14 protein-coding genes and 1 tRNA gene are annotated in these 19079 nt (G+C 44.5%); 8 read left to right on the top strand and 7 right to left on the bottom strand.

What is annotated here, in order from left to right; all coding sequences use genetic code 11:
- Positions 1 to 12 precede the first annotated feature (12 nt).
- Together AC3CHU_RS04820 and AC3CHU_RS04815 are read left to right on the top strand one after the other, a co-directional pair.
- Positions 13 to 1821, top strand: coding sequence for a DUF3413 domain-containing protein (locus AC3CHU_RS04820; protein ID WP_114633828.1), 1809 nt, complete (start codon positions 13 to 15; stop codon positions 1819 to 1821).
- 138 nt (positions 1822 to 1959) lie between these two features.
- Positions 1960 to 2050: transfer RNA gene (locus AC3CHU_RS04815), tRNA-Ser, on the top strand.
- 97 nt (positions 2051 to 2147) lie between these two features.
- Here the strand turns inward: AC3CHU_RS04815 and AC3CHU_RS04810 are convergent.
- Positions 2148 to 4271: a methyl-accepting chemotaxis protein gene (locus AC3CHU_RS04810; protein WP_428785452.1), complete on the bottom strand. Its 2124-nt coding sequence runs from the start codon at positions 4269 to 4271 to the stop codon at positions 2148 to 2150.
- Between the two features lie 209 nt (positions 4272 to 4480).
- Positions 4481 to 5401, bottom strand: a complete 921-nt coding sequence (locus AC3CHU_RS04805; protein ID WP_488525172.1) for a histone deacetylase family protein — start codon at positions 5399 to 5401, stop codon at positions 4481 to 4483.
- 261 nt (positions 5402 to 5662) lie between these two features.
- Here AC3CHU_RS04805 and AC3CHU_RS04800 point away from each other — a divergent pair, with 261 nt between their 5' ends.
- Complete coding sequence (locus AC3CHU_RS04800) at positions 5663 to 6349, top strand: SDR family oxidoreductase (protein WP_488525171.1); 687 nt, start codon at positions 5663 to 5665, stop codon at positions 6347 to 6349.
- Positions 6350 to 6356: 7 nt separating this feature from the next.
- The gene (locus AC3CHU_RS04795) at positions 6357 to 7358 is read left to right on the top strand and encodes a DUF3080 domain-containing protein (RefSeq protein WP_488525170.1); all 1002 of its coding nucleotides are present in this window, start codon (positions 6357 to 6359) and stop codon (positions 7356 to 7358) included.
- Between the two features lie 60 nt (positions 7359 to 7418).
- Here AC3CHU_RS04795 and AC3CHU_RS04790 read toward each other — a convergent pair whose 3' ends face one another.
- The 3 genes from AC3CHU_RS04790 to AC3CHU_RS04780 form a co-directional block, all read right to left on the bottom strand.
- The gene (locus AC3CHU_RS04790) at positions 7419 to 9380 is read right to left on the bottom strand and encodes a DNA topoisomerase III (protein ID WP_488525169.1); all 1962 of its coding nucleotides are present in this window, start codon (positions 9378 to 9380) and stop codon (positions 7419 to 7421) included.
- A gap of 115 nt (positions 9381 to 9495) precedes the next feature.
- Positions 9496 to 10044, bottom strand: a complete 549-nt coding sequence (locus AC3CHU_RS04785; protein ID WP_171308437.1) for an NAD(P)H nitroreductase — start codon at positions 10042 to 10044, stop codon at positions 9496 to 9498.
- 219 nt (positions 10045 to 10263) lie between these two features.
- Positions 10264 to 12273 (bottom strand): NADPH-dependent 2,4-dienoyl-CoA reductase, encoded by a 2010-nt coding sequence (locus AC3CHU_RS04780; RefSeq protein WP_171308520.1) that lies wholly within the window; start codon positions 12271 to 12273, stop codon positions 10264 to 10266.
- Positions 12274 to 12552: 279 nt separating this feature from the next.
- On the opposite strand from AC3CHU_RS04780, the gene sppA reads away from it, so the two are divergent.
- Positions 12553 to 14403, top strand: coding sequence for a signal peptide peptidase SppA (gene sppA / locus AC3CHU_RS04775; protein WP_108093294.1), 1851 nt, complete (start codon positions 12553 to 12555; stop codon positions 14401 to 14403).
- Between the two features lie 118 nt (positions 14404 to 14521).
- Positions 14522 to 15538, top strand: a complete 1017-nt coding sequence (ansA, locus tag AC3CHU_RS04770; protein WP_004734091.1) for an asparaginase — start codon at positions 14522 to 14524, stop codon at positions 15536 to 15538.
- A 235-nt stretch (positions 15539 to 15773) separates the two neighbouring features.
- On the opposite strand, the gene AC3CHU_RS04765 is transcribed toward ansA, so the two are convergent.
- Positions 15774 to 16055 carry a YeaC family protein gene (locus tag AC3CHU_RS04765; RefSeq protein WP_017092496.1) on the bottom strand — a complete coding sequence of 94 codons (282 nt, stop codon included), beginning with the start codon at positions 16053 to 16055 and terminating at the stop codon, positions 15774 to 15776.
- Positions 16056 to 16168: 113 nt separating this feature from the next.
- On the opposite strand from AC3CHU_RS04765, the gene AC3CHU_RS04760 reads away from it, so the two are divergent.
- Positions 16169 to 16975 (top strand): DUF2989 domain-containing protein, encoded by an 807-nt coding sequence (locus tag AC3CHU_RS04760; protein ID WP_029222678.1) that lies wholly within the window; start codon positions 16169 to 16171, stop codon positions 16973 to 16975.
- Positions 16976 to 17118: 143 nt separating this feature from the next.
- Here the strand turns inward: AC3CHU_RS04760 and msrB are convergent, their stop codons facing one another.
- The gene (gene msrB, locus AC3CHU_RS04755; RefSeq protein WP_017072517.1) at positions 17119 to 17556 is read right to left on the bottom strand and encodes a peptide-methionine (R)-S-oxide reductase MsrB; all 438 of its coding nucleotides are present in this window, start codon (positions 17554 to 17556) and stop codon (positions 17119 to 17121) included.
- 319 nt (positions 17557 to 17875) lie between these two features.
- Between msrB and gap the strand changes: the two genes are divergently transcribed.
- Positions 17876 to 18871, top strand: coding sequence for a type I glyceraldehyde-3-phosphate dehydrogenase (gap, locus tag AC3CHU_RS04750; RefSeq protein ID WP_026012234.1), 996 nt, complete (start codon positions 17876 to 17878; stop codon positions 18869 to 18871).
- Positions 18872 to 19079: the final 208 nt, after the last annotated feature.

Raw genomic sequence — 19079 nt, 5'->3', positions numbered from 1 at the left:
AAAGAATTATAAATGGTAGACAGCGCAAACTCATATAGCGATCGCGTATCTCGACTTGTTGGTTGGGGTCACTGGTTTGCATTTTTCAACATCATTGCTGCGATGTTGATTGGTACTCGTTATATTACTCAATCTGCTTGGCCAGAAACCCTATTGGGTCAATTTTATTTGGCTGCATCTTGGGTTGGTCATTTCGGATTTTTAGTATTCGCGCTTTATCTATTAGTGCTGTTTCCGCTCACTTTTATTCTTCCGTCGAGGAAGTTATTACGTTTGGTTGCCGTTTGCTTTGCAACCATAGGTTTAACTGTCCTACTGATTGATACCCAAACGTATCAAAATATAAACCTCCACCTGACACCTGTCGTGTGGGAGGTTTTATTCAGTGGAGAGGAGTCTGCATTCACATCTGATTTGCAACACCTCTTCATTGTTATGCCACTTATCTTCTTATTACAGCTAGGTCTGTCTGAGTGGGTTTGGCGTAAGCAACGTAAACTGTCTCATAAACACATTGGCCGTCCGATTACTGCCGTCTTCTTCTTGTGTTTCATCAGCAGCCACTTGACTTACATGTGGGCTGATGCGTATTTCTACAACCCAATTACTAGCCAGAAAGCGAACTTCCCACTGTCATACCCAATGACAGCGAAAAGCTTTATGGAAAAACATGGCCTATTAGACCGTGAAGAATATTTACAGCGTTTAGAAGCCAACAAAGAGAACGTAAACTTAGTTAGCTACCCGCTCGAAAAAATTCAATACAACCGCCGCAGTGATGATCTTAATATCCTGATGGTGAGTGTAAACAACCTTCGCTCTGATGCACTTAATGCCACAGCGATGCCAAACAGCTATGCCTACGCACAACAATCGATCAACTTCACCAATCACTACAGTTCAAGTAACGACATGTTTGGTATCTTCGGTTTGTTCTATGGCCTTCCAAGCAGCTACGCAAGCAGCATCGAAGCTCAGGGTTCAAGTGCAGTACTGTTGGACGTTTTAGATAATCACAATTATAAGTTTGCGGCTTTCAGTGGCGACAACTTTGACGATGCACTTTACTCGGAAATCATCTTCCGAGGCCGTGATGTTATGCCAGAGCAAGCAACTTATGATGACAAAAGCGCGATACAAGCTTGGTCTAACTGGATTCAATCACCACAAGCTAAACGTCCTTGGTTTAACTTCATTGAGCTGACCACGCTGGATAACTTCTCTAGCTACGATTCAAGTTCAGAGTCAGACTCAACGTTAACGACAGCAGAACGTTTTGCTGCAGACTATCAAAAATCTGCTCAAGCAGCCGATGCTCAGCTAGCAACAATCTATGCTGAACTGGAACGCTTAGAGCTAACCGACAACACGGTGGTTATCATTACCTCTAATCACGGTAGCGAGTTTAACGAAACTAAGACCAACAGCTGGGGCGCAAACTCCAACTACAGTCGTTATCAATTACAAGTGCCACTGTTTATCAGCTGGCCTGGTAAGTCTGCTTCTGAATACACTCACCGTTCTAGTCATTTAGACGTGTCCGTAACGTTGATGCAAGAGCTATTGGGCGTATCTTCAAACCCAACAGATTTCAGTAGCGGTCGCAGCCTGTTTAATGAGCGTAAAAGAAAGTGGATTCTCGCGGGTGACTCACGTGAACTTGCCCTTGTTACCGACCAGCAAACCACTGTGTTAGATAAATTTGGTAACTACAAGTTGTATGACCAAAACTACAAACGCCTAAAAGATGTAAGCCCTCGCTTACCAGTATTAATGCAAGGCTTAACAGAGCTGCAGCGTTTCTACACAAAAAATGATTAACTAGTCACCATATAAAAAAGGGAAGCATGCTGCTTCCCTTTTTTATTGCCGCTAATGACTAGAAAACAAGCAACCAAACAAGATTATGATAATTAAGGGTTTACAAGGCAGTCTCCCCCTTATATTATTCACGCCAATGGAGGGATGGCTGAGTGGTCGAAAGCACCGGTCTTGAAAACCGGCAACCGTTAATAGCGGTTCTAGGGTTCAAATCCCTATCCCTCCACCACATTAAAAAAAGCCGCTGAGAAATCAGCGGCTTTTTTGCATCTAAGGTTTATGTATCTAAGTTGAAGCTTATACACTCAACTTATCAAGCCAGTGCATCACGCAACTTTTCTGCTAACTTCAAAGCGTCCGATTAATTGATCCAATCGGCTTAACGCATTCCCCATTAAAGACACTCTACGTGCTAATTGTTTAGTAGAGAGTTGCAAGTCAGATATAGACCGTTGCGCCTTATCGGCAGTTTGCCCATTCTGCTGACTATTTTCATCTAGGTTAGACATCGTGGTAAAGAGCTCAGAAACCGCCGCTTGAATTTGTTCACTGCGAGCGTTTGAGTCTACTGTTAAGTTTCCTTTACTCACATTCTCAACACCTTGCTCCATAGACTCAACAGCACTACGAGACTTACTATGTAGCTCTTTCATCAGGTCACTAATATGATTAGCGGCTTGGGATGTCCGGTCAGCCAGAGTTCTGACTTCAGATGCGACGACAGAGAATCCTCTCCCGTGTTCACCCGCTCTTGCCGACTCGATGGCCGCATTCAAGGCTAAAAGATTAGTCTGCGCGGTAATGTCAGTAATGATGTCTATAATGTCAGACACTTTGGACATTTCATCATTCACCTCATTCACACTGTTCGCTGAGCTTTCTACGATATTCCGAACAATCTCCATACCTTCGACGGACTGATTGTATTCCTCTTCCGCATTAAGAACTGCTTGCTTCATTACCACATCCATTTGCGTTGCCGATACAGTCGCATGGGTAATTTCACTCTGTTGATACTGACTCAATTGCAGCATATTACTTAACGCCTGTGATGCCTCGTCGCTAGTTTGGCTCATTACCACACTGCGGCGGAACATAGACTCTGAAACTTCTCTGACTTCATGACTAGCATGAACCAACTCACTAACCGTATTATCCAAATTATCGATAAAACTGTTGGTCCAACGCCCCAAATTACCAAGTTCATTATGACTGAATGTAGTTGGGTCGAGTCTCCGACTTAAATTGCCATCGCCTTCCGCTAAGGTTTGCATAACCCCTGTCATCTCATGAACTTTATTCGCTAACGGTTTGGCGCTGATCCATCTGAATAGGCCTAAGCTCACTATTGCGCAAGCGAACATAAGGCCACTTTGTAAGTAAGGCGAAAGTGAATAAAGGTTGGAGAGCAATAACGGAATAAAGATGGGTAACGACATACATCCGATAAAATGCTTAGATAGGGTATAACTCAAGCTTCGGTCTCTATAGACTTCTTCCAAATCGGATTCACACATCATCCCAAAGGTGTCTGGAGATCCGTCCAGCTGAAAGGTAAGTCCTTTTCCAATAACCGGTATATGACGGTAGTCTGAATAACCGGGGTATCCCACTAACAGGTTGCTGCCATTTTTAATGGTTTCCCTGACCCCCGGATGAAGTTGATTAGTGGCCGGATCGGTAAAGCGAATTTCGAACTCAGTGTGTTGTTGAATCTTGACCGTTCCCCAGTCAGTACTGATTCCTTGCTTTAAATTCTCACCATGAGAAAAAGTGTTATCTTCAAAACGAGAACGAGATAGAGCAACACCTGGTTGAATATGTGGATCATGAATCGAGTCCACCATAAAGATATAGTTATCACCCGACTCACTGTAGATATGCCCAGCTTCTCGTTGAATGATATCGCTAATCACATCATTGGGCACTCTGCCACACAAGAACTGCTGTGTGTTATCGTCTCGAGAGAACGGCACATAAAACATCAATGTGACTTGGTCATGAAACAAAGAGCTCGATGCTCCTACATTCAAAGTGCGCGAGTCCATATACGGCCCGTGTAGATAGCGCTGCTTCGTATTTGATATTGCTTTTTTATCTCCGATAGCAACACCCACATGCTCTTGAAAACTCGAAGCTTGTGCGATGCCTTTGCCATCAATGATCGCTAACTCAGAAAAATCCGAACTGCGTTTGAGCAGGCTCGCTAACGTATCCTCAGCTTGCTCTTCATTTCGACTCGCTAAATAAACAGCAGAGTCCTCTAGGAAGTCCCATTGATTCTTGACCCAATTGTGAAGCAGTTTAACGCGAGTGTGAGCGATGCTTTCAAATGCTTGCTCAAGCTCTCTTGTTTTACTTCGATTTAGAAAACAGGCTCTTCGCATTACCAGTTTACCTGTCACACCAAGCCAATTAAGCCAACTGCGTTCCTTGTCCGTCAGGTTCATTTACATCCCTTGTATTTTTTGTAGACACAGAGGATAAGCAATTTATAGACCATAAATAGTCGCAAAAATGAGTAACTATCTAATAAGAAAGTACTTTATTTAAGCCATATTGGTGCAATTCCATGTCTTTTTTGGTGCGGGTGCGAACCATTATGGTGCGAGGGGTTTTTAGATAGCCGGTTTCTTTAATAGGTTTTTTGGGGGGACGTTTAACCATAAATTTCATAAGCTGCTTTCAATAACTGCATATGAATCGGCACCAGATCTTGATGTTGAGTGCGGTACCCGCCACCAACCACACACGCCATTGGAATAGACTCAAATTGTGCTAATCCAATCATAAAACAGTCTCGTTCAAATATCCCTTGCGTAGAAACATTCAAGTAACCCAGTTCATCGTCTTTATGAATGTCGATCCCCGCATCATAAATAATGAGATCAGGTTGATGGTGAGCAATCGCCAGTTTGGTGACTTGTTCAAAACAACGTAAAAACTCTTCATCTTCTGTTTCACGGCTTAATGGCACATCTAAATCGGATGACGGTTTGCGTGCAGGGAAGTTCTTATCGCAGTGAAACGACAAAGTAATGATGTCGTCATTCTCTTGGCAAAGAGTTGCTGTACCATCACCATGGTGAACATCGCTGTCGACGATAAGCACTTTATCGATATGTTCAAAGGTCAGCGCATGTTTTGCCGCTAACACCAGATCGTTCAACAAACAAAAGCCGCTACCAAAATCATGGTGTGCGTGATGATAACCACCACTCAAATGAATCGCTAAACCACTCTCTATTGCCATTTCAGCGGCCAAGCAGGTTCCACCACTTGAGTAGAGTGTTCTCTCAATAAGTTGTTTACTCCACGGGAACCCGATGCGTCTCATTTTCGCCGTGGGCAAATTACCAGAAACAAGCAAATCCACATACTCACTATCGTGAACCTGTTTTACCTGTTCAACCGAAACCGGCGTTGGTTGGAAGATTTCAAACTGGCTCTTCCATAGAGGATCGCTATCCATTAACGCTTCAACAGCACTGTGTAACAACTGATATTTGTTGATTGGGTAACGATGACCTTCTGGTAAAGGTAACTGCGAATAGATTGGGTGGTAAATTAAAGGAATCATAATCAGGTTAATTGCGTATCTTTCTCAAAATCATAACAGTCTCAGCCTAGGCGACAACCTTAATTAATGATAATAGTTATCATTAACTTGACTTTCAAAAAGAGACACCAATGAAAAACCTAATACTCATCTTTGGGGTGATCTGCGGATCAATGGCAGCAGTAATGATTTTTATAGGAATGCTAATGGCCAGTTGGTGGAGCGTTGATTTTCTCGTGTTAAGCCATCAAACTTAACTAATTGAACTAACAAGGAATCACCATGAGCGTAATTTTTATTACTGGAGCGAACCGCGGCATTGGCTTAAGCCTGACTCAGCAGTACTTAAAAGGTAACCACAAGGTGTACGCGACTTATCGTGAAGCCACCTCCGCAGAAGCACTTCTGTCATTGGCGAAAAACAACAGCAACCTGACCTGCATTCAATTAGAGATAACCGATTACCAAGCAGTAGGCCAACTCCCTTCGCAAATGGAACCGATTGATATCTTGATCAACAACGCTGGCTACTATGGTCCTAAAGGTTATGGGCTGGGTAATACCGATGTCGAAGAGTGGCGCCGTGTATTCGAAGTCAACACTATTGCCCCACTGAAGCTTGTCGAAGCGCTATTACCTCTACTAGAAGACAGCGATATCAAAAAGGTCGCTTGCCTGTCCTCTAGAGTCGGTAGCATGACCGAGAACACCTCGGGAGGCGGCTACATCTATCGCTCCTCCAAAGCCGCTCTAAACTCCGTTGTGAAGAGCCTAAGTAACGACTTAACCGATAGTGGCGTTACCGTGTTAGCTCTGCATCCAGGTTGGGTACAGACCGAAATGGGTGGGCCTAATGCTCTTATTGATACAGAGACTTCGGCTAAAGGCCTTGTGACTGTAATAGAGTCATCGAATACTGAAGTGAGTGGTCACTTCTTTAATTTCGATGGTAACGAAATAGACTGGTAGCGGTCACATGGGTCGTCGCGTTAACTCAAGCATACTCGTACGTTCAACACTGTTGTGTCTAACAATGGTGCTAACTGGCTGTTTCAGTGATGGCCCCGGAGACTTATTCGACGACTACCAAACCAAGATAGCCAGAGTACAAGATGTTGACGAGATAAAAGAGGAATGGGAATTTGAAAACCTACCGAGAAAAAGAGAACTGTTGATTGACGTGCCATCGCTTTCTATCGGTCTCATCGACAGTTACCAGCTTCGTCAGTGTGGATTGTTCAATCTGATTGCAGAAAGAAATTCGGTTCTTGGGAAAGTCGCGGATGAGTTTCGTAATTACGATTATCAAGTCGCCCTACTTGCGGGTGTTGGGAAATGTTTATCCGGTAGCGAATTAGACTCTGAGGTCGTAGAGCTACTGAAAGAAATCGAGCAGCAGAAACTCACACAGTTTCCGCTGCACCAGTGGAATCTCATCTATGCCAGCGATGCCATGCAGTCGCAAATGCGTGGCAGTCAGTGGTTACGTGCTGATATCGGCGATCAGGTACGACAAACCAGTGGCGCCTTAGAACATCTCAACCAAGCGTTAAACGCGCCGCTCGTTTCCGGCAAGACTATTGAGGTTCAAGAAATATTAGAGAAGAGCTCTACGCTCGGGGATTTATACTACTCGCTGGCTCGTGCTTCGGTTGAGCTTGATACCATCACCCAGCAGCTGACTACTTTTGACGCCAACATCATCTGTGGGAAGCAACGAGACACAACTAAGTTTCGCTATCTCAACAATGTGTTCGAACAACAGTATATTGACAAAGTTCAGCCTTACATGGCGCAATTGGATGGCTACTATCAGCAGCTAGCCCCGCAACTTGCTATGTTTGACGCACAGCCTGAGCTACACAGTTATTACTTTCCCATCAAAGATGCGCATCAAGCCTTTCGATCATCCACTCGCCGCCACGTTGATTATTGGCAGCAGCTGTTTAAGCGCTGCGGGCGCAAAGTCGGTCGTTAATCCCGGCTTCAAATATCAAATAATGGACAGTTGTTGATCTCAGTCCCTAACAATTAATTCTTAGCTTTTAGTACCTTTCTTAGCGTAAGTCTTCTTCCTTGTCCCACCAGCTTTACGGCGCTTGAATGCTGGTCTTTCAACTTTAGGAAGATGACGTAGGGATTCAGGGACTTCTCCCGTTTTCACTTTACCCATCAAACCATCAATCTTACTTTCTAACGCTTGCATGAAAGGTTGATACGCTTGGTTTCGTTCAGCCATGCCTTGCAACTGATGCTCCCAGTGAGCCGTCATGTCGGGAAAGGTCGAGTCCTCAGGTAAAGCATTAATCAAGCCTCTTCCCGCCGGGCTACTATGGATGCTTTTACCTTGTCGCGTTAACAGTTGTCTCTTGAACAAAGTATCTAGAATACCCGCACGGGTTGCTTCTGTGCCAAGACCATCGGTCTCTTTCAAAATGGCTTTAAGGTCTTTGTTTGCGACAAAGCGCGCGATACCAGTCATCGCTTGTAGCAAGGTCGCTTCCGTGAAGTGCTTTGGTGGCTCGGTTTTCTTATCACCAATAATGCCTTCACGGCAAGTGAGTACCGTTCCTTTATCTAATGGAGGCACCGTATCCGTACCATCACCTTTCTCTTCAGTATCCGTTTTGCCCATCAACACTTTCCAACCTGGATTGATAAGCTGACGTCCTTTGGCAATGAATACGCCACCAGCGATATCAAAAACTAACTTGGCATCGGCAAAAATGGCAGGCGGGTAGAATTGCATTAGATACTGACGAGCAATTTGCTGATAGATTTTCATCTCATTGGCAGACAGGCCATTCACCGATGATTTCTTCGGTGTTGGGATTATCGCGTGGTGAGCATCAACCTTGCTGTCGTTCCATGCTTTTGATTTAAGAGAAAGGTCCGCACCTTGAGCACCACTTTGCAGATCTTTCGCATTGTTAGCGATAGCATCCACGACCGACTCTCTTTGTGAGTAGTGATCTTTAGGTAGATAGCGGCTGTCAGAACGTGGGTAAGTGATGAGTTTGTGCTTCTCGTACAACGACTGACAAGTGTCGAGTACCTGTTGAGCACTCATACCAAAACGCTTAGACGCATCAATTTGCAAGGCTGACAACGAATAAGGCAATGGCGCAGCTTGTTTACTTTGCTTTTGCTCTGATTCCGTCACCGTCGCGGGTTGATTCGTAATTCGGTTAGCCACGTTCTCAACCAGCTTTCGATTGAGCACGCGGCCTTCTTCATCTTGCCAAGGTTTACATGCTTCGCTTGGTTTCCAACGCGCACGAATATCAAAGCTCTGACCGTTGTTTTGATAAGGGATCAGCGCATGCAGAGTAAAATAATCTTTCGGAATGAAGTTCTCGATCTCTTCATCACGTCTCACCACCAAACCAAGTACCGGGGTTTGTACTCGCCCTACCGACAACACGCCTTGATAGCCCGCCTTTTGCCCAAGCAAAGTGTAAGCTCGAGTCATGTTCATGCCATACAGCCAATCGGCTCTAGAGCGCGCCAATGCAGAAATAGAAAGTGGAATAAAATCGCGGTTACTGCGCATTTGAGAGAGCGCACGCTTCACGGCTGGCAAGTTCAAGTCACTGATAAGTAGCCTGTCCATCGACTCTTTCTTAGCCTTAGAGACCTTGAAGTAATCAATCACTTCATCAACCAGCAGCTGCCCTTCTCTATCCGGGTCACCCGCATGAACAATTTGGGTCGCGTCCTTTAATAGCTTTCGGATCACCGTAAGCTGCTTGCTTGAAGTCTTACGCGGTCTCAGTTGCCATTGCTCTGGCACTATAGGGAGATCGGCTAAGTTCCACTTCTTATAACGGTCGTCATAAGCGTCTGGCTCAACCTGCTCCAATAAGTGTCCAATACACCAAGTCACCACATCCCCATTGCCACATTTGATAAACCCTTGGTCTTTCTTCTGTGGATTCGGTAGTGCAGCGGCGATCGCGCGGCCTAGGCTTGGTTTTTCAGCAATAATAAGACGAGACATGTTTTTCCAGATGCTACAAACAATTAGGGCCACATTATCTAATGTGGCCCTAATAAATCAAGAAAAACTGGTTGTTTATACAGTTAGCATTCCACTATTCAAGCTTTAGCTTTCTTTACAAGAACTCGACGAACTTTGAGAAGTCACGTTCTGGCGCTTTCATTGGCGTACAGCCCGGCGTGCCTAAATACAGGAAGCCAACAATTTCATCGTCGCCTTCTAGGCCAAATGCTTGGTGTACTTCTGGGTGGAACATCCACTTACCTGAGCGCCAAAAGCCTTGGAAACCTTGAGCGACGGCTGCCATTTGCATTGCTTGTGCAGCGCAACCCGCAGACAAATGTTGCTCGAATGCAGGCACTTTGTCGTGCTCAGTTACCTTGGCGATGATAGTGATCACCATTGGAGCTCGAAACGGCGCTTTTTTAACTTTCTCGATAACCGCTTCTTCGCTTTCATCAGCTTGTGCGGCGCGCACCAAGATGTCTGAAAGCTTTTGTAGACCAGAACCTTGCGCGATAACAAAGCGCCATGGTGTTAGAGCGCCGTGATCTGGAGCTCTTAAGCCCGCTTTGATGATGTTTTCTAACGCCACACCTTCAGGTGCTGGATCAGAGAGTTTTGCGATTGAGCGTCTGTTGAGCAATAGATCCAAAGCATCCATTTGAAGTCCTTACTAATTTTATTGTTTGTATAGTTGAACTGTAGCACAAAACACAAACGATAATAAATCTCAACAGCTGTCCATTTAAAGCCATATTTGAAACGACACTAGAAACAATAAAGGCTCCTAAATCTATGACTTAGGAGCCTTGTTTAATAGTCTAGTTCAACGGATTGAACGAGCGTGTCTATCGATATAATTACAGTTTAATCGCTGATTCTATAACTTGATCGCTAACTCAACACCTTGACGGATAGCACGTACTGCATCCAGTTCACCCGCGTAATCGGCACCGCCTATCACGTGCAGTTTGCCACCAAACTCTTGCCACATGTCTTCGAATGGACGAACTGAAACCTGACCCGCACACACGATAACGGAATCGGCATCGAGTACCTGATCTTTCTTACCAACGCTGATGTGCAGACCTTGGTCGTCAATCTTGTTGTAGCTCACGCCACCAAGTAAATTCACACCACGTTTTTCTAATGTGCGTTTATGAATCCAACCTGTAGTTTTGCCCGGGCCTTTACCGACACGACCTGCTTTACGCTGCATCACCCAAACCGTTTTATCACTGAACGAATCAGGGTAAGGATAAAGTCCACCAGGGTGTTCCATATTTTTATCAATGCCCCACTCATGCAGCCAGTCATCCAAGCTGTGAGAGGTCGGCTCTGTCAGCATAGTTGCCACATCAATACCAATACCACCGGCACCAACAATCGCGACTTTTTCGCCTACTGGTGTCTTTTCGCGAATCAAGGTTTGATAGTCGACTACGTTTTCTTGATCTATCCCTTCAATATCAAGCTTTCGAGGTTCAACACCGGCCGCCATTACGACTTCATCGTACTTCAACAACATCTCAAACGTCGCTTCAGTATCCAGTTTTAAGTTCACGCCTGATGCATCTATTTGGTTAGCAAAGTAACGAATGGTTTCTCTGAACTCTTCTTTACCCGGAATCTGCATTGCCAATCTAAATTGTCCACCGATACGGTCATTTTTCTCAATCAGATCAACATTATGACCACGCTGTGCCAACGTCGTCGCACAGGCTAAACCAGCAGGCCCAGCGCCAACAACAGCAATAGTTTTGGTCGCTTCGGCAGGTTGCACAACAATTTCAGTTTCGTAACAAGCTCGAGGGTTCACCAAACAGCTCGCTCTTTTGCCTTTGAATACGTTATCAAGACAAGCTTGGTTACAACCGATACAGGTGTTAATGAACTGAGCTTGGTCTTGAGCCGCTTTATTTACGAAATCAGGGTCAGCCAAAAATGGACGAGCCATTGATACCATGTCGGCCTGTCCTGAGCTGAGGATACGTTCGGCCTCTTCTGGCGTGTTGATACGGTTACATGTCACCACTGGGATAGACACGTATGGTTTAACTTTTTCCGTCACCCAAGAGAATGCCCCTCTTGGAACTTGTGTCGCAATCGTAGGAACACGAGCTTCATGCCAACCAATACCAGTATTGATAATGGTCACGCCCGCTTCTTCTAGCTTCTGAGCCAGAAGTACAACATCTTCGAACGTGCTACCTTGCTCAACCAAATCCAGCATCGATAAGCGGAAAATAATGATGAAATCTTTACCCACCGCTTCGCGAATCGATTTAACGATCTCTAATGGGAAACGCATGCGCTTCTCATAAGAACCGCCCCATTCGTCATAACGCATGTTGGTACGTTTACAGATAAATTGGTTAATCAAGTAGCCTTCAGAGCCCATAATCTCAATGCCGTCATAGCCAGCAACCTGAGCTAGCTCTGCACTGTTGGCAAAAGCACCGATGGTCTTTTTAATTTGACGAGGGCTCATCTCACTCGGTGCAAACTTAGCGATTGGTGCTTTGATGCCCGAAGCACTTTGCGCGAATGGGTGCATTGCATAGCGGCCAGCATGCAGCAACTGAAGGGCAATTTTACCGCCATGCTTATGCACGGCCTCGGTAACAACTTGGTGAGCTTTTGCGTGCTTAACTTTACTGAACTCAGCACTAAATGGGGTCAATCTGCCACGTAAATTAGGAGAGAAACCACCGGTAACAATAAGGCCAACGCCTCCTTTTGCTCGCTCTTCATAAAACGCGGCAAGCTTGTGGAGGCCTTCTTTATTTTCTTCTAAACCCGTATGCATTGATCCCATCAATACACGGTTACGTAACTGAGTAAATCCAAGATCGAGTGGTTCGAGTAAATGTGGGTACATGGCAGACATCACTTCTATTATTATATCCTTGTGGTCTGACCACAATATAACTCAATCACCAAAAGTTCAAACAACCGTTTACATTTTTGTAACACTGATCATAATGCTGAAGGTATTAATCGTTCAGAAACCCTTAATTTGTCTACACTTAATGAGAATATATATCGATTAACAATTCTTGGTGTAGTTTGAGCTAGGGAATTATCGTAGGATACTAAGCAGTTCATATTATTGAGATTAATAGTACTGTTGCTTGTTAAAGCCACGTGATCTCACTGCGGAGACATAATGAAAAAGATATTCAAATTTATAGGTATGATCTTTAAAGGGATTTGGAAGCTCATCACGTTTGTGCGTCTTGCGCTCGTTAACCTCTTCTTTTTACTCAGTATCGCCATCATCTACTTTGTATACTTCCACTCAGACACAGCTCAGCCCACCGTTCCACAGGAATCGGCTTTAGTACTTAACCTGTCTGGTCCTATCGTGGAGCAAAGTCGCTATATCAACCCGATGGATTCGGTCACGGGTTCACTGCTTGGCAAAGACCTTCCAAAAGAGAACGTCCTGTTTGATATTGTTGAAACGATTCGCTACGCCAAAGACGATGACAACGTTACTGGTATCGTTTTAGCACTCAAAGAACTGCCAGAAACCAATCTAACCAAGCTTCGCTACATTGCTAAAGCACTCAACGAGTTCAAAGCAACTGGCAAACCAATTTATGCGGTGGGTGACTTTTACAACCAAAGCCAATACTACCTAGCCAGCTACGCAACTAAAGTCTTCCTATCACCAGATGGTGGGGTTCTTCTTAAAGGCTACAGCGCTTATTCGCTTTACTACAAAACGTTATTAGAGAAGCTAGACGTCAACACGCACGTTTTCCGTGTTGGTACCTATAAGTCAGCTATCGAGCCTTTCATTCGTGACGACATGTCAGATGCAGCGAAAGAATCTGCTTCTCGTTGGTTAGGCCAATTATGGGGCGCATACGTTGATGATGTGAGCAACAACCGTCAGATCGATGCTAAAACCTTGAACCCAAGCATGGACTCTTTCTTAAAAGACCTTGAGTCGGTTGATGGCGATATCGCAAAACTGGCAGAGAAGCTTGGTTTAGTTGACGAACTGGCAACTCGCCAGCAAGTACGACTAGAGCTTGCTGACGTCTTCGGCAGTGATGGTCAAGACAGCTATAACGCGTTTGGGTACTACGAGTACCGCACAACCATGCTTCCAGACCTAACAAGTGAATCGCACGATGTTGCTGTGATTGTTGCTAGCGGCGCAATTATGGATGGTAAGCAGCCACGTGGCACCGTTGGTGGTGATACGACAGCAGCACTACTTCGCCAAGCGCGCAACGACGACAAAGTAAAAGCCGTTGTACTTCGCGTAGACAGCCCGGGCGGCAGTGCCTTTGCTTCAGAAGTGATTCGCAATGAAATTGAAGCGATCAAGCAAGCGGGCAAGCCGGTTGTTGTGTCGATGTCTAGCCTTGCCGCTTCGGGTGGTTACTGGATCTCGATGGGTGCGGACAAGATCCTGGCTCAACCAACGACCTTAACTGGTTCGATTGGTATCTTTAGTGTTATCACAACTTTCGAAAAAGGGTTGAACGATATTGGTGTTTACACTGATGGCGTTGGTACGTCACCTTTCTCTGGTCTTGGTATTACGACTGGGCTTAGCGACGGCGCGAAAGATGCGTTCCAAATGGGCATTGAAAACGGTTACCGCCGATTCATCAGCCTAGTTGGAGAGAATCGCAGCATGGAAGTCGATGCTGTCGACAAGATCGCTCAAGGCCGAGTATGGACTGGCCAAGATGCAATCCAGAAAGGTCTAGTCGATGAAATTGGTGATTTTGATGATGCGATTGCGGCAGCGGCTTCACTTGCAGAGCTTGAAACCTACAACATCTACTGGGTAGAAGAACCACTTTCAACGACTGAACAATTTATTCAAGAGTTTATGAATCAAGTTCAGATGTCGATAGGCTTTGATATCCAATCAATGATTCCAAGCAGTTTACAACCTGTTACTCAACAGTTAGCTCAAGATAGCCAGCTGTTAGGCAACTTTAACGACCCACAAGGCCGATACGCTTTTTGCTTAAACTGCCAAGTTCAATAAGATAAGCTCAACGCTTTGTTATCAAGAGGCGCCTCTGTGTGAGGCGCCTCTTTTTATTGCATGATAATTCGCTATAATCGCCCCCCTGTTCCCTATATCACACTAAGTATTAATCGCCATGGAAAGAAAACACATCTATATCGCGTATACCGGCGGCACAATTGGCATGCAGAAGTCTTTGGACCACGGCTATGTCCCAGTCGCAGGTTTTATGGATAAACAGCTAGCTGGCATGCCTGAATTCCATCGCCCAGAAATGCCTGAGTACACCATTCATGAATACTCTCCATTGATGGACTCTTCAGATATGACGCCACTTGATTGGCAGACTATCGCTGATGATATTCGCGCGAACTACGATAAGTACGATGGTTTCGTTATCCTACACGGTACAGACACAATGGCTTACACCGCCTCTGCTCTGTCTTTCATGCTGGAAAACCTCGGCAAACCTGTGATTGTTACGGGCTCTCAGATCCCATTGGCAGAGTTACGTTCAGACGGACAAGCAAACCTGCTGAATGCTCTGCACATTGCAGCGAACTACCCGATCAACGAAGTGACACTGTTCTTCAACAACAAGTTGATGCGCGGTAACCGCAGCACAAAATCACACGCAGATGGCTTCAATGCGTTTACCTCTCCAAACCTAACCCCATTGCTAGAAGCGGGTATCAATATCCAGATCAGCAATAACGTAAAGGTAAACGAGCAACCTGAAGGTGCTTTCAAGGTTCATAACATTACTCCGCAACCCATCGGTGTAATCACTATGTATCCAGGCATCTCACATGAGGTGATTCGCAACACGCTACTACAACCTGTTAACGCAATGATTTTGCTTACGTTTGGTGTTGGTAACGCACCACAAAATCAAGAGCTACTTCAGCACTTAAAAGACGCATCAGAACGAGGTGTGATTGTAGTGAACCTAACCCAGTGTTTGGCGGGTAAAGTCAATATGGGTGGTTACGCGACGGGTTGTGCACTAGCAGAATCTGGAGTTGTCAGTGGTTACGATATGACACCAGAAGCGGCACTGGCGAAGTTACATTACCTGTTGAGCCAAAACTTAAGCTACGAACAAGTGAAGGATCAAATGCAACAAGTGTTGCGCGGTGAGATGAGTTTATAAGCTTGTTTAGCTATAGGTTTAGAGGTTTAGAGCTATAGGTTCAGAGGTGTAGCTATAGGTTCAGAGGTGTAGCTATAGGTTTAGCTATACGTTTAACCAAAACCTTCGCATTAACCCAGTCGTTTTATGGGAATCGCAGGCGTTTAACGTGAACTAAATCGTTTTATTGCTTATAAATAAACGGCTTAACAGCTAAAGGGGTGGCACAGTGCCGCCCCTTTGTTGTAATTTAAGCTTAATGATTCGGGTTAACCCTAACAATATCTTCTTGGTCTGACTTAAATTGCTTCTTAAGCTCAGACTTAGATTTAAAGCTAATATCACCACCAGCTGCAACTGTCATATGTTGAGCTTCGGAGTTATGTTTAGATTGATATAACATAACGGCTTGCATACACGAGTCGCGCTGTTCTTTAGAGAGCGCCGTACCTTCTGGCCATTTACCCGTCTCAACGGCGTAAGTTAAACGTTCGTAGACCTCGGGTGTCATTGCGCTAAGAAGTTGTTCTGCATCCATGATAAAGCCTTAGTTTTAACAATTTTCACCAGAAAATAACCCGTAACAGAATTGAGTCAAGAACCTGACCGATAATAAGTGCATTCGATCACAAGTGAAGGAATATGAAAATGATGAAACGGTTGGCAATTAGCCTATTACCTTTCACTCTGGTTGGGTGTCTTGAAGGAAATAAAAATACCGATCAACTCTGTCAAAGTAATCCGGGGCTGCAGTGTGAGGAATTGAACATGAACGATGGGCAATGTCGCGTCGCACGAACCGACCTCATCTGGCATCGATTTGAAGTTCAGAAGCAACCCTCAGAAGCCAATAAGATTAAAGAGTTCAAATTAGTCACGGCGTACAAAAAGTGCCTAGAGCTTGCGGCGCAGATCGAGACGATTGACCAATCTAAGCTGCAAGAGCGTCGCTTTACCTCTTTAATGCATAGCATCGAAGAGTCTGAGCGTATTGTAGATGAACTATCGCAATCCAATACACCGGAAACGCTTTACTTCTTGTGGTCGCAAACTGGGGATACCAATGCAAGGCGCAGTTTCTTACAGCTAGAAGGGAAAGAAGCGTTAAATACGGCAGAAATGCAATATGCCTTAGCCACCTTCTATACCACCCGTGATCATGCAAAAACGCTTAAGCTACTCAATAATGCGTTAACGCTTTCAAATGGTTCGGTCGTCAACACTGAAATCTTCAAGTCGATGGCCAGTATCAACCACAGCCTTGGTCATATGGAAAAAGCGTATGTGTGGGCAATGGTTGCCAAAGACTTTGATGTGCCCATTGCTTCTGAAGCTGAGCTCACTGTGCTGTATCGTTTCGACAAACCTCAATACAAACAATTCAATGATGATGCTGAAAAGATTGTCGAAGCCATTGAAGACGGCGTTTACACCGCGTCTATAGTGCCGAACTATTAGTTTTGATTTCTTAATGCATAAAAAAACAGCTACCGTCATGGTAGCTGTTTTTATTTGTACTAGAGTTAATTCTGAAATCTTGGGCTGTTCAGTAGTCCTTAATCGACAAGTACGACCTGTAAGGATTAAACAATAGTTACAAGTTATTTCGTACTTTTGTCATTTTTGTTGAAAATTAACGACACAGAATTAACACAGAATCGCTCACCTGTTGTCTGCGGGCCATCAGGAAAAACGTGACCTAAATGGCTATCACATGCAGTACAACGGATCTCCACACGCTTCATTCCGTGACTTAGATCCTCTATATAGCGTACCGCTTCATCACTTACTGGGGCATCAAAGCTTGGCCAACCGCACCCAGAGTCATATTTGTTATCCGACAGAAACAAAGGGCTTTCACAGCATGTGCAGCTATAGACACCAGTGTTATGGTTGTGCAGTAACTTACCGCTATATGGGGCTTCAGTACCACGTTCACGGCACACAGCAAATTCGTCGTCCGTTAGGCGCTCACGCCAGTATTCATCAGGCTTTATCATATTTCCTCCCTTTTGAACCACGTTAATATCTCTCCACATTCTCTGTTATTATATTTACTTTTTTCTATAAAGGCTTGCATATCAGTCGTTTTGTAGCACATACTTTCTCACCAGGAAACATTGTACATATACACTCATAAGTGAATCATCATTTAGGGGTATTTTACCCAACTGGAAGGGTACAGAGCCACTTGCAATGGTCAATTTTCAACCACTTACGCCCAATTGTTAAGAAAAGCGTCGCTTTTTTTTGACATTAAACAAGTTAAGTCGGATTATCTATTGCAGATGTATACTGGATTCTGTAATTTTACTACCAGTTATCTTTAATCAGAAATTAAGTTGTGGAGCAACTACAATGACTATCAAAGTAGGTATTAACGGTTTTGGCCGTATCGGCCGTTTCGTATTCCGCGCAGCTCAAGAGCGTGCAGACATCGAAGTAGTAGGTATTAACGATCTAATCGACGTAGAGTACATGGCATACATGCTTAAGTACGACTCAACTCACGGCCGTTTCAACGGTACTGTTGAAGTTGAAGGCGGTAACCTAATCGTTAACGGTAAAACTGTACGTGTTACAGCTGAGCGTAACCCAGAAGATCTTAAGTGGGATGCTATCGAAGTAGACGTAGTTGCTGAAGCAACTGGTCTTTTCCTAACTGACGAGACTGCACGTAAGCACATCACTGCTGGCGCTAAGAAAGTAGTTCTTACTGGTCCTTCGAAAGATGCAACTCCAATGTTCGTAATGGGCGTTAACCAAGCATCTTACGCTGGTCAAGACATCGTTTCTAACGCTTCTTGTACTACTAACTGTCTTGCACCTATCGCTAAAGTACTTAACGATAAGTGGGGCATTGAGTCTGGTCTTATGACTACAGTTCACGCTACTACAGCAACTCAAAAAACTGTAGATGGCCCTTCTGCTAAAGACTGGCGCGGTGGCCGTGGTGCTTCTCAAAACATCATCCCATCTTCAACTGGTGCTGCTAAAGCTGTAGGCGTTGTTCTTCCAGAACTAAACGGCCTTCTAACTGGTATGGCTTTCCGCGTACCAACTGCTAACGTATCTGTAGTTGACCTAACTGTTAACCTTAAAGCATCTGCATCTTACGAAGAAATTTGTGCTGCAATGAAAGAAGCTTCTGAAGGCGAAATGGCTGGCGTTCTTGGTTACACTGAAGACCAAGTAGTATCACAAGATTTCATCGGTGAAGTTCAAACTTCAGTATTCGATGCTAAAGCTGGTGTTGCTCTAACTGACAAATTCGTTAAAGTTGTATCTTGGTACGACAACGAAATCGGTTACTCAAACAAAGTTCTAGACCTAATCGCTCACATCTCTAAGTAATTTCTTTTTAGAAATAGCTTTAGATAAGCATTAGCGAAGACTGTTTTGAGCAGACTTTGAAAAAGGCGACCTTAGTGTCGCCTTTTTAATACCTGCTATCTTTTCGACGTCTTGTAAACAAAACAGTGAAGTTCAATTCCAATACTGTCTAAGCTTGTTAATCACCGACTCACAAGCATCACTCTAGTCAGCATTTGAATTCAATTTC

It is taken from the genome of Vibrio sp. QJM3NY_39 (assembly GCF_057785895.1).
This window is presented reverse-complemented; position numbering and strand designations above follow the sequence as displayed.

What these genes read in the sequence shown, in the direction of transcription:
- msrB (WP_017072517.1), bottom strand. Translation starts at nt 17,556, where the DNA reads ATGTGGAGAGATATTAACGTGGTTCAAAAGGGAGGAAATATGATAAAG.
- AC3CHU_RS04810 (WP_428785452.1), bottom strand. Translation starts at nt 4,271, where the DNA reads ATGAACCTGACGGACAAGGAACGCAGTTGGCTTAATTGGCTTGGTGTG.
- AC3CHU_RS04800 (WP_488525171.1), top strand. Translation starts at nt 5,663, where the DNA reads ATGAGCGTAATTTTTATTACTGGAGCGAACCGCGGCATTGGCTTAAGC.
- AC3CHU_RS04790 (WP_488525169.1), bottom strand. Translation starts at nt 9,380, where the DNA reads ATGTCTCGTCTTATTATTGCTGAAAAACCAAGCCTAGGCCGCGCGATC.
- AC3CHU_RS04785 (WP_171308437.1), bottom strand. Translation starts at nt 10,044, where the DNA reads ATGGATGCTTTGGATCTATTGCTCAACAGACGCTCAATCGCAAAACTC.
- sppA (WP_108093294.1), top strand. Translation starts at nt 12,553, where the DNA reads ATGAAAAAGATATTCAAATTTATAGGTATGATCTTTAAAGGGATTTGG.
- AC3CHU_RS04765 (WP_017092496.1), bottom strand. Translation starts at nt 16,055, where the DNA reads ATGGATGCAGAACAACTTCTTAGCGCAATGACACCCGAGGTCTACGAA.
- AC3CHU_RS04780 (WP_171308520.1), bottom strand. Translation starts at nt 12,273, where the DNA reads ATGTCTGCCATGTACCCACATTTACTCGAACCACTCGATCTTGGATTT.
- AC3CHU_RS04760 (WP_029222678.1), top strand. Translation starts at nt 16,169, where the DNA reads ATGAAACGGTTGGCAATTAGCCTATTACCTTTCACTCTGGTTGGGTGT.
- gap (WP_026012234.1), top strand. Translation starts at nt 17,876, where the DNA reads ATGACTATCAAAGTAGGTATTAACGGTTTTGGCCGTATCGGCCGTTTC.
- AC3CHU_RS04795 (WP_488525170.1), top strand. Translation starts at nt 6,357, where the DNA reads ATGGGTCGTCGCGTTAACTCAAGCATACTCGTACGTTCAACACTGTTG.
- AC3CHU_RS04820 (WP_114633828.1), top strand. Translation starts at nt 13, where the DNA reads ATGGTAGACAGCGCAAACTCATATAGCGATCGCGTATCTCGACTTGTT.
- ansA (WP_004734091.1), top strand. Translation starts at nt 14,522, where the DNA reads ATGGAAAGAAAACACATCTATATCGCGTATACCGGCGGCACAATTGGC.
- AC3CHU_RS04805 (WP_488525172.1), bottom strand. Translation starts at nt 5,401, where the DNA reads ATGATTCCTTTAATTTACCACCCAATCTATTCGCAGTTACCTTTACCA.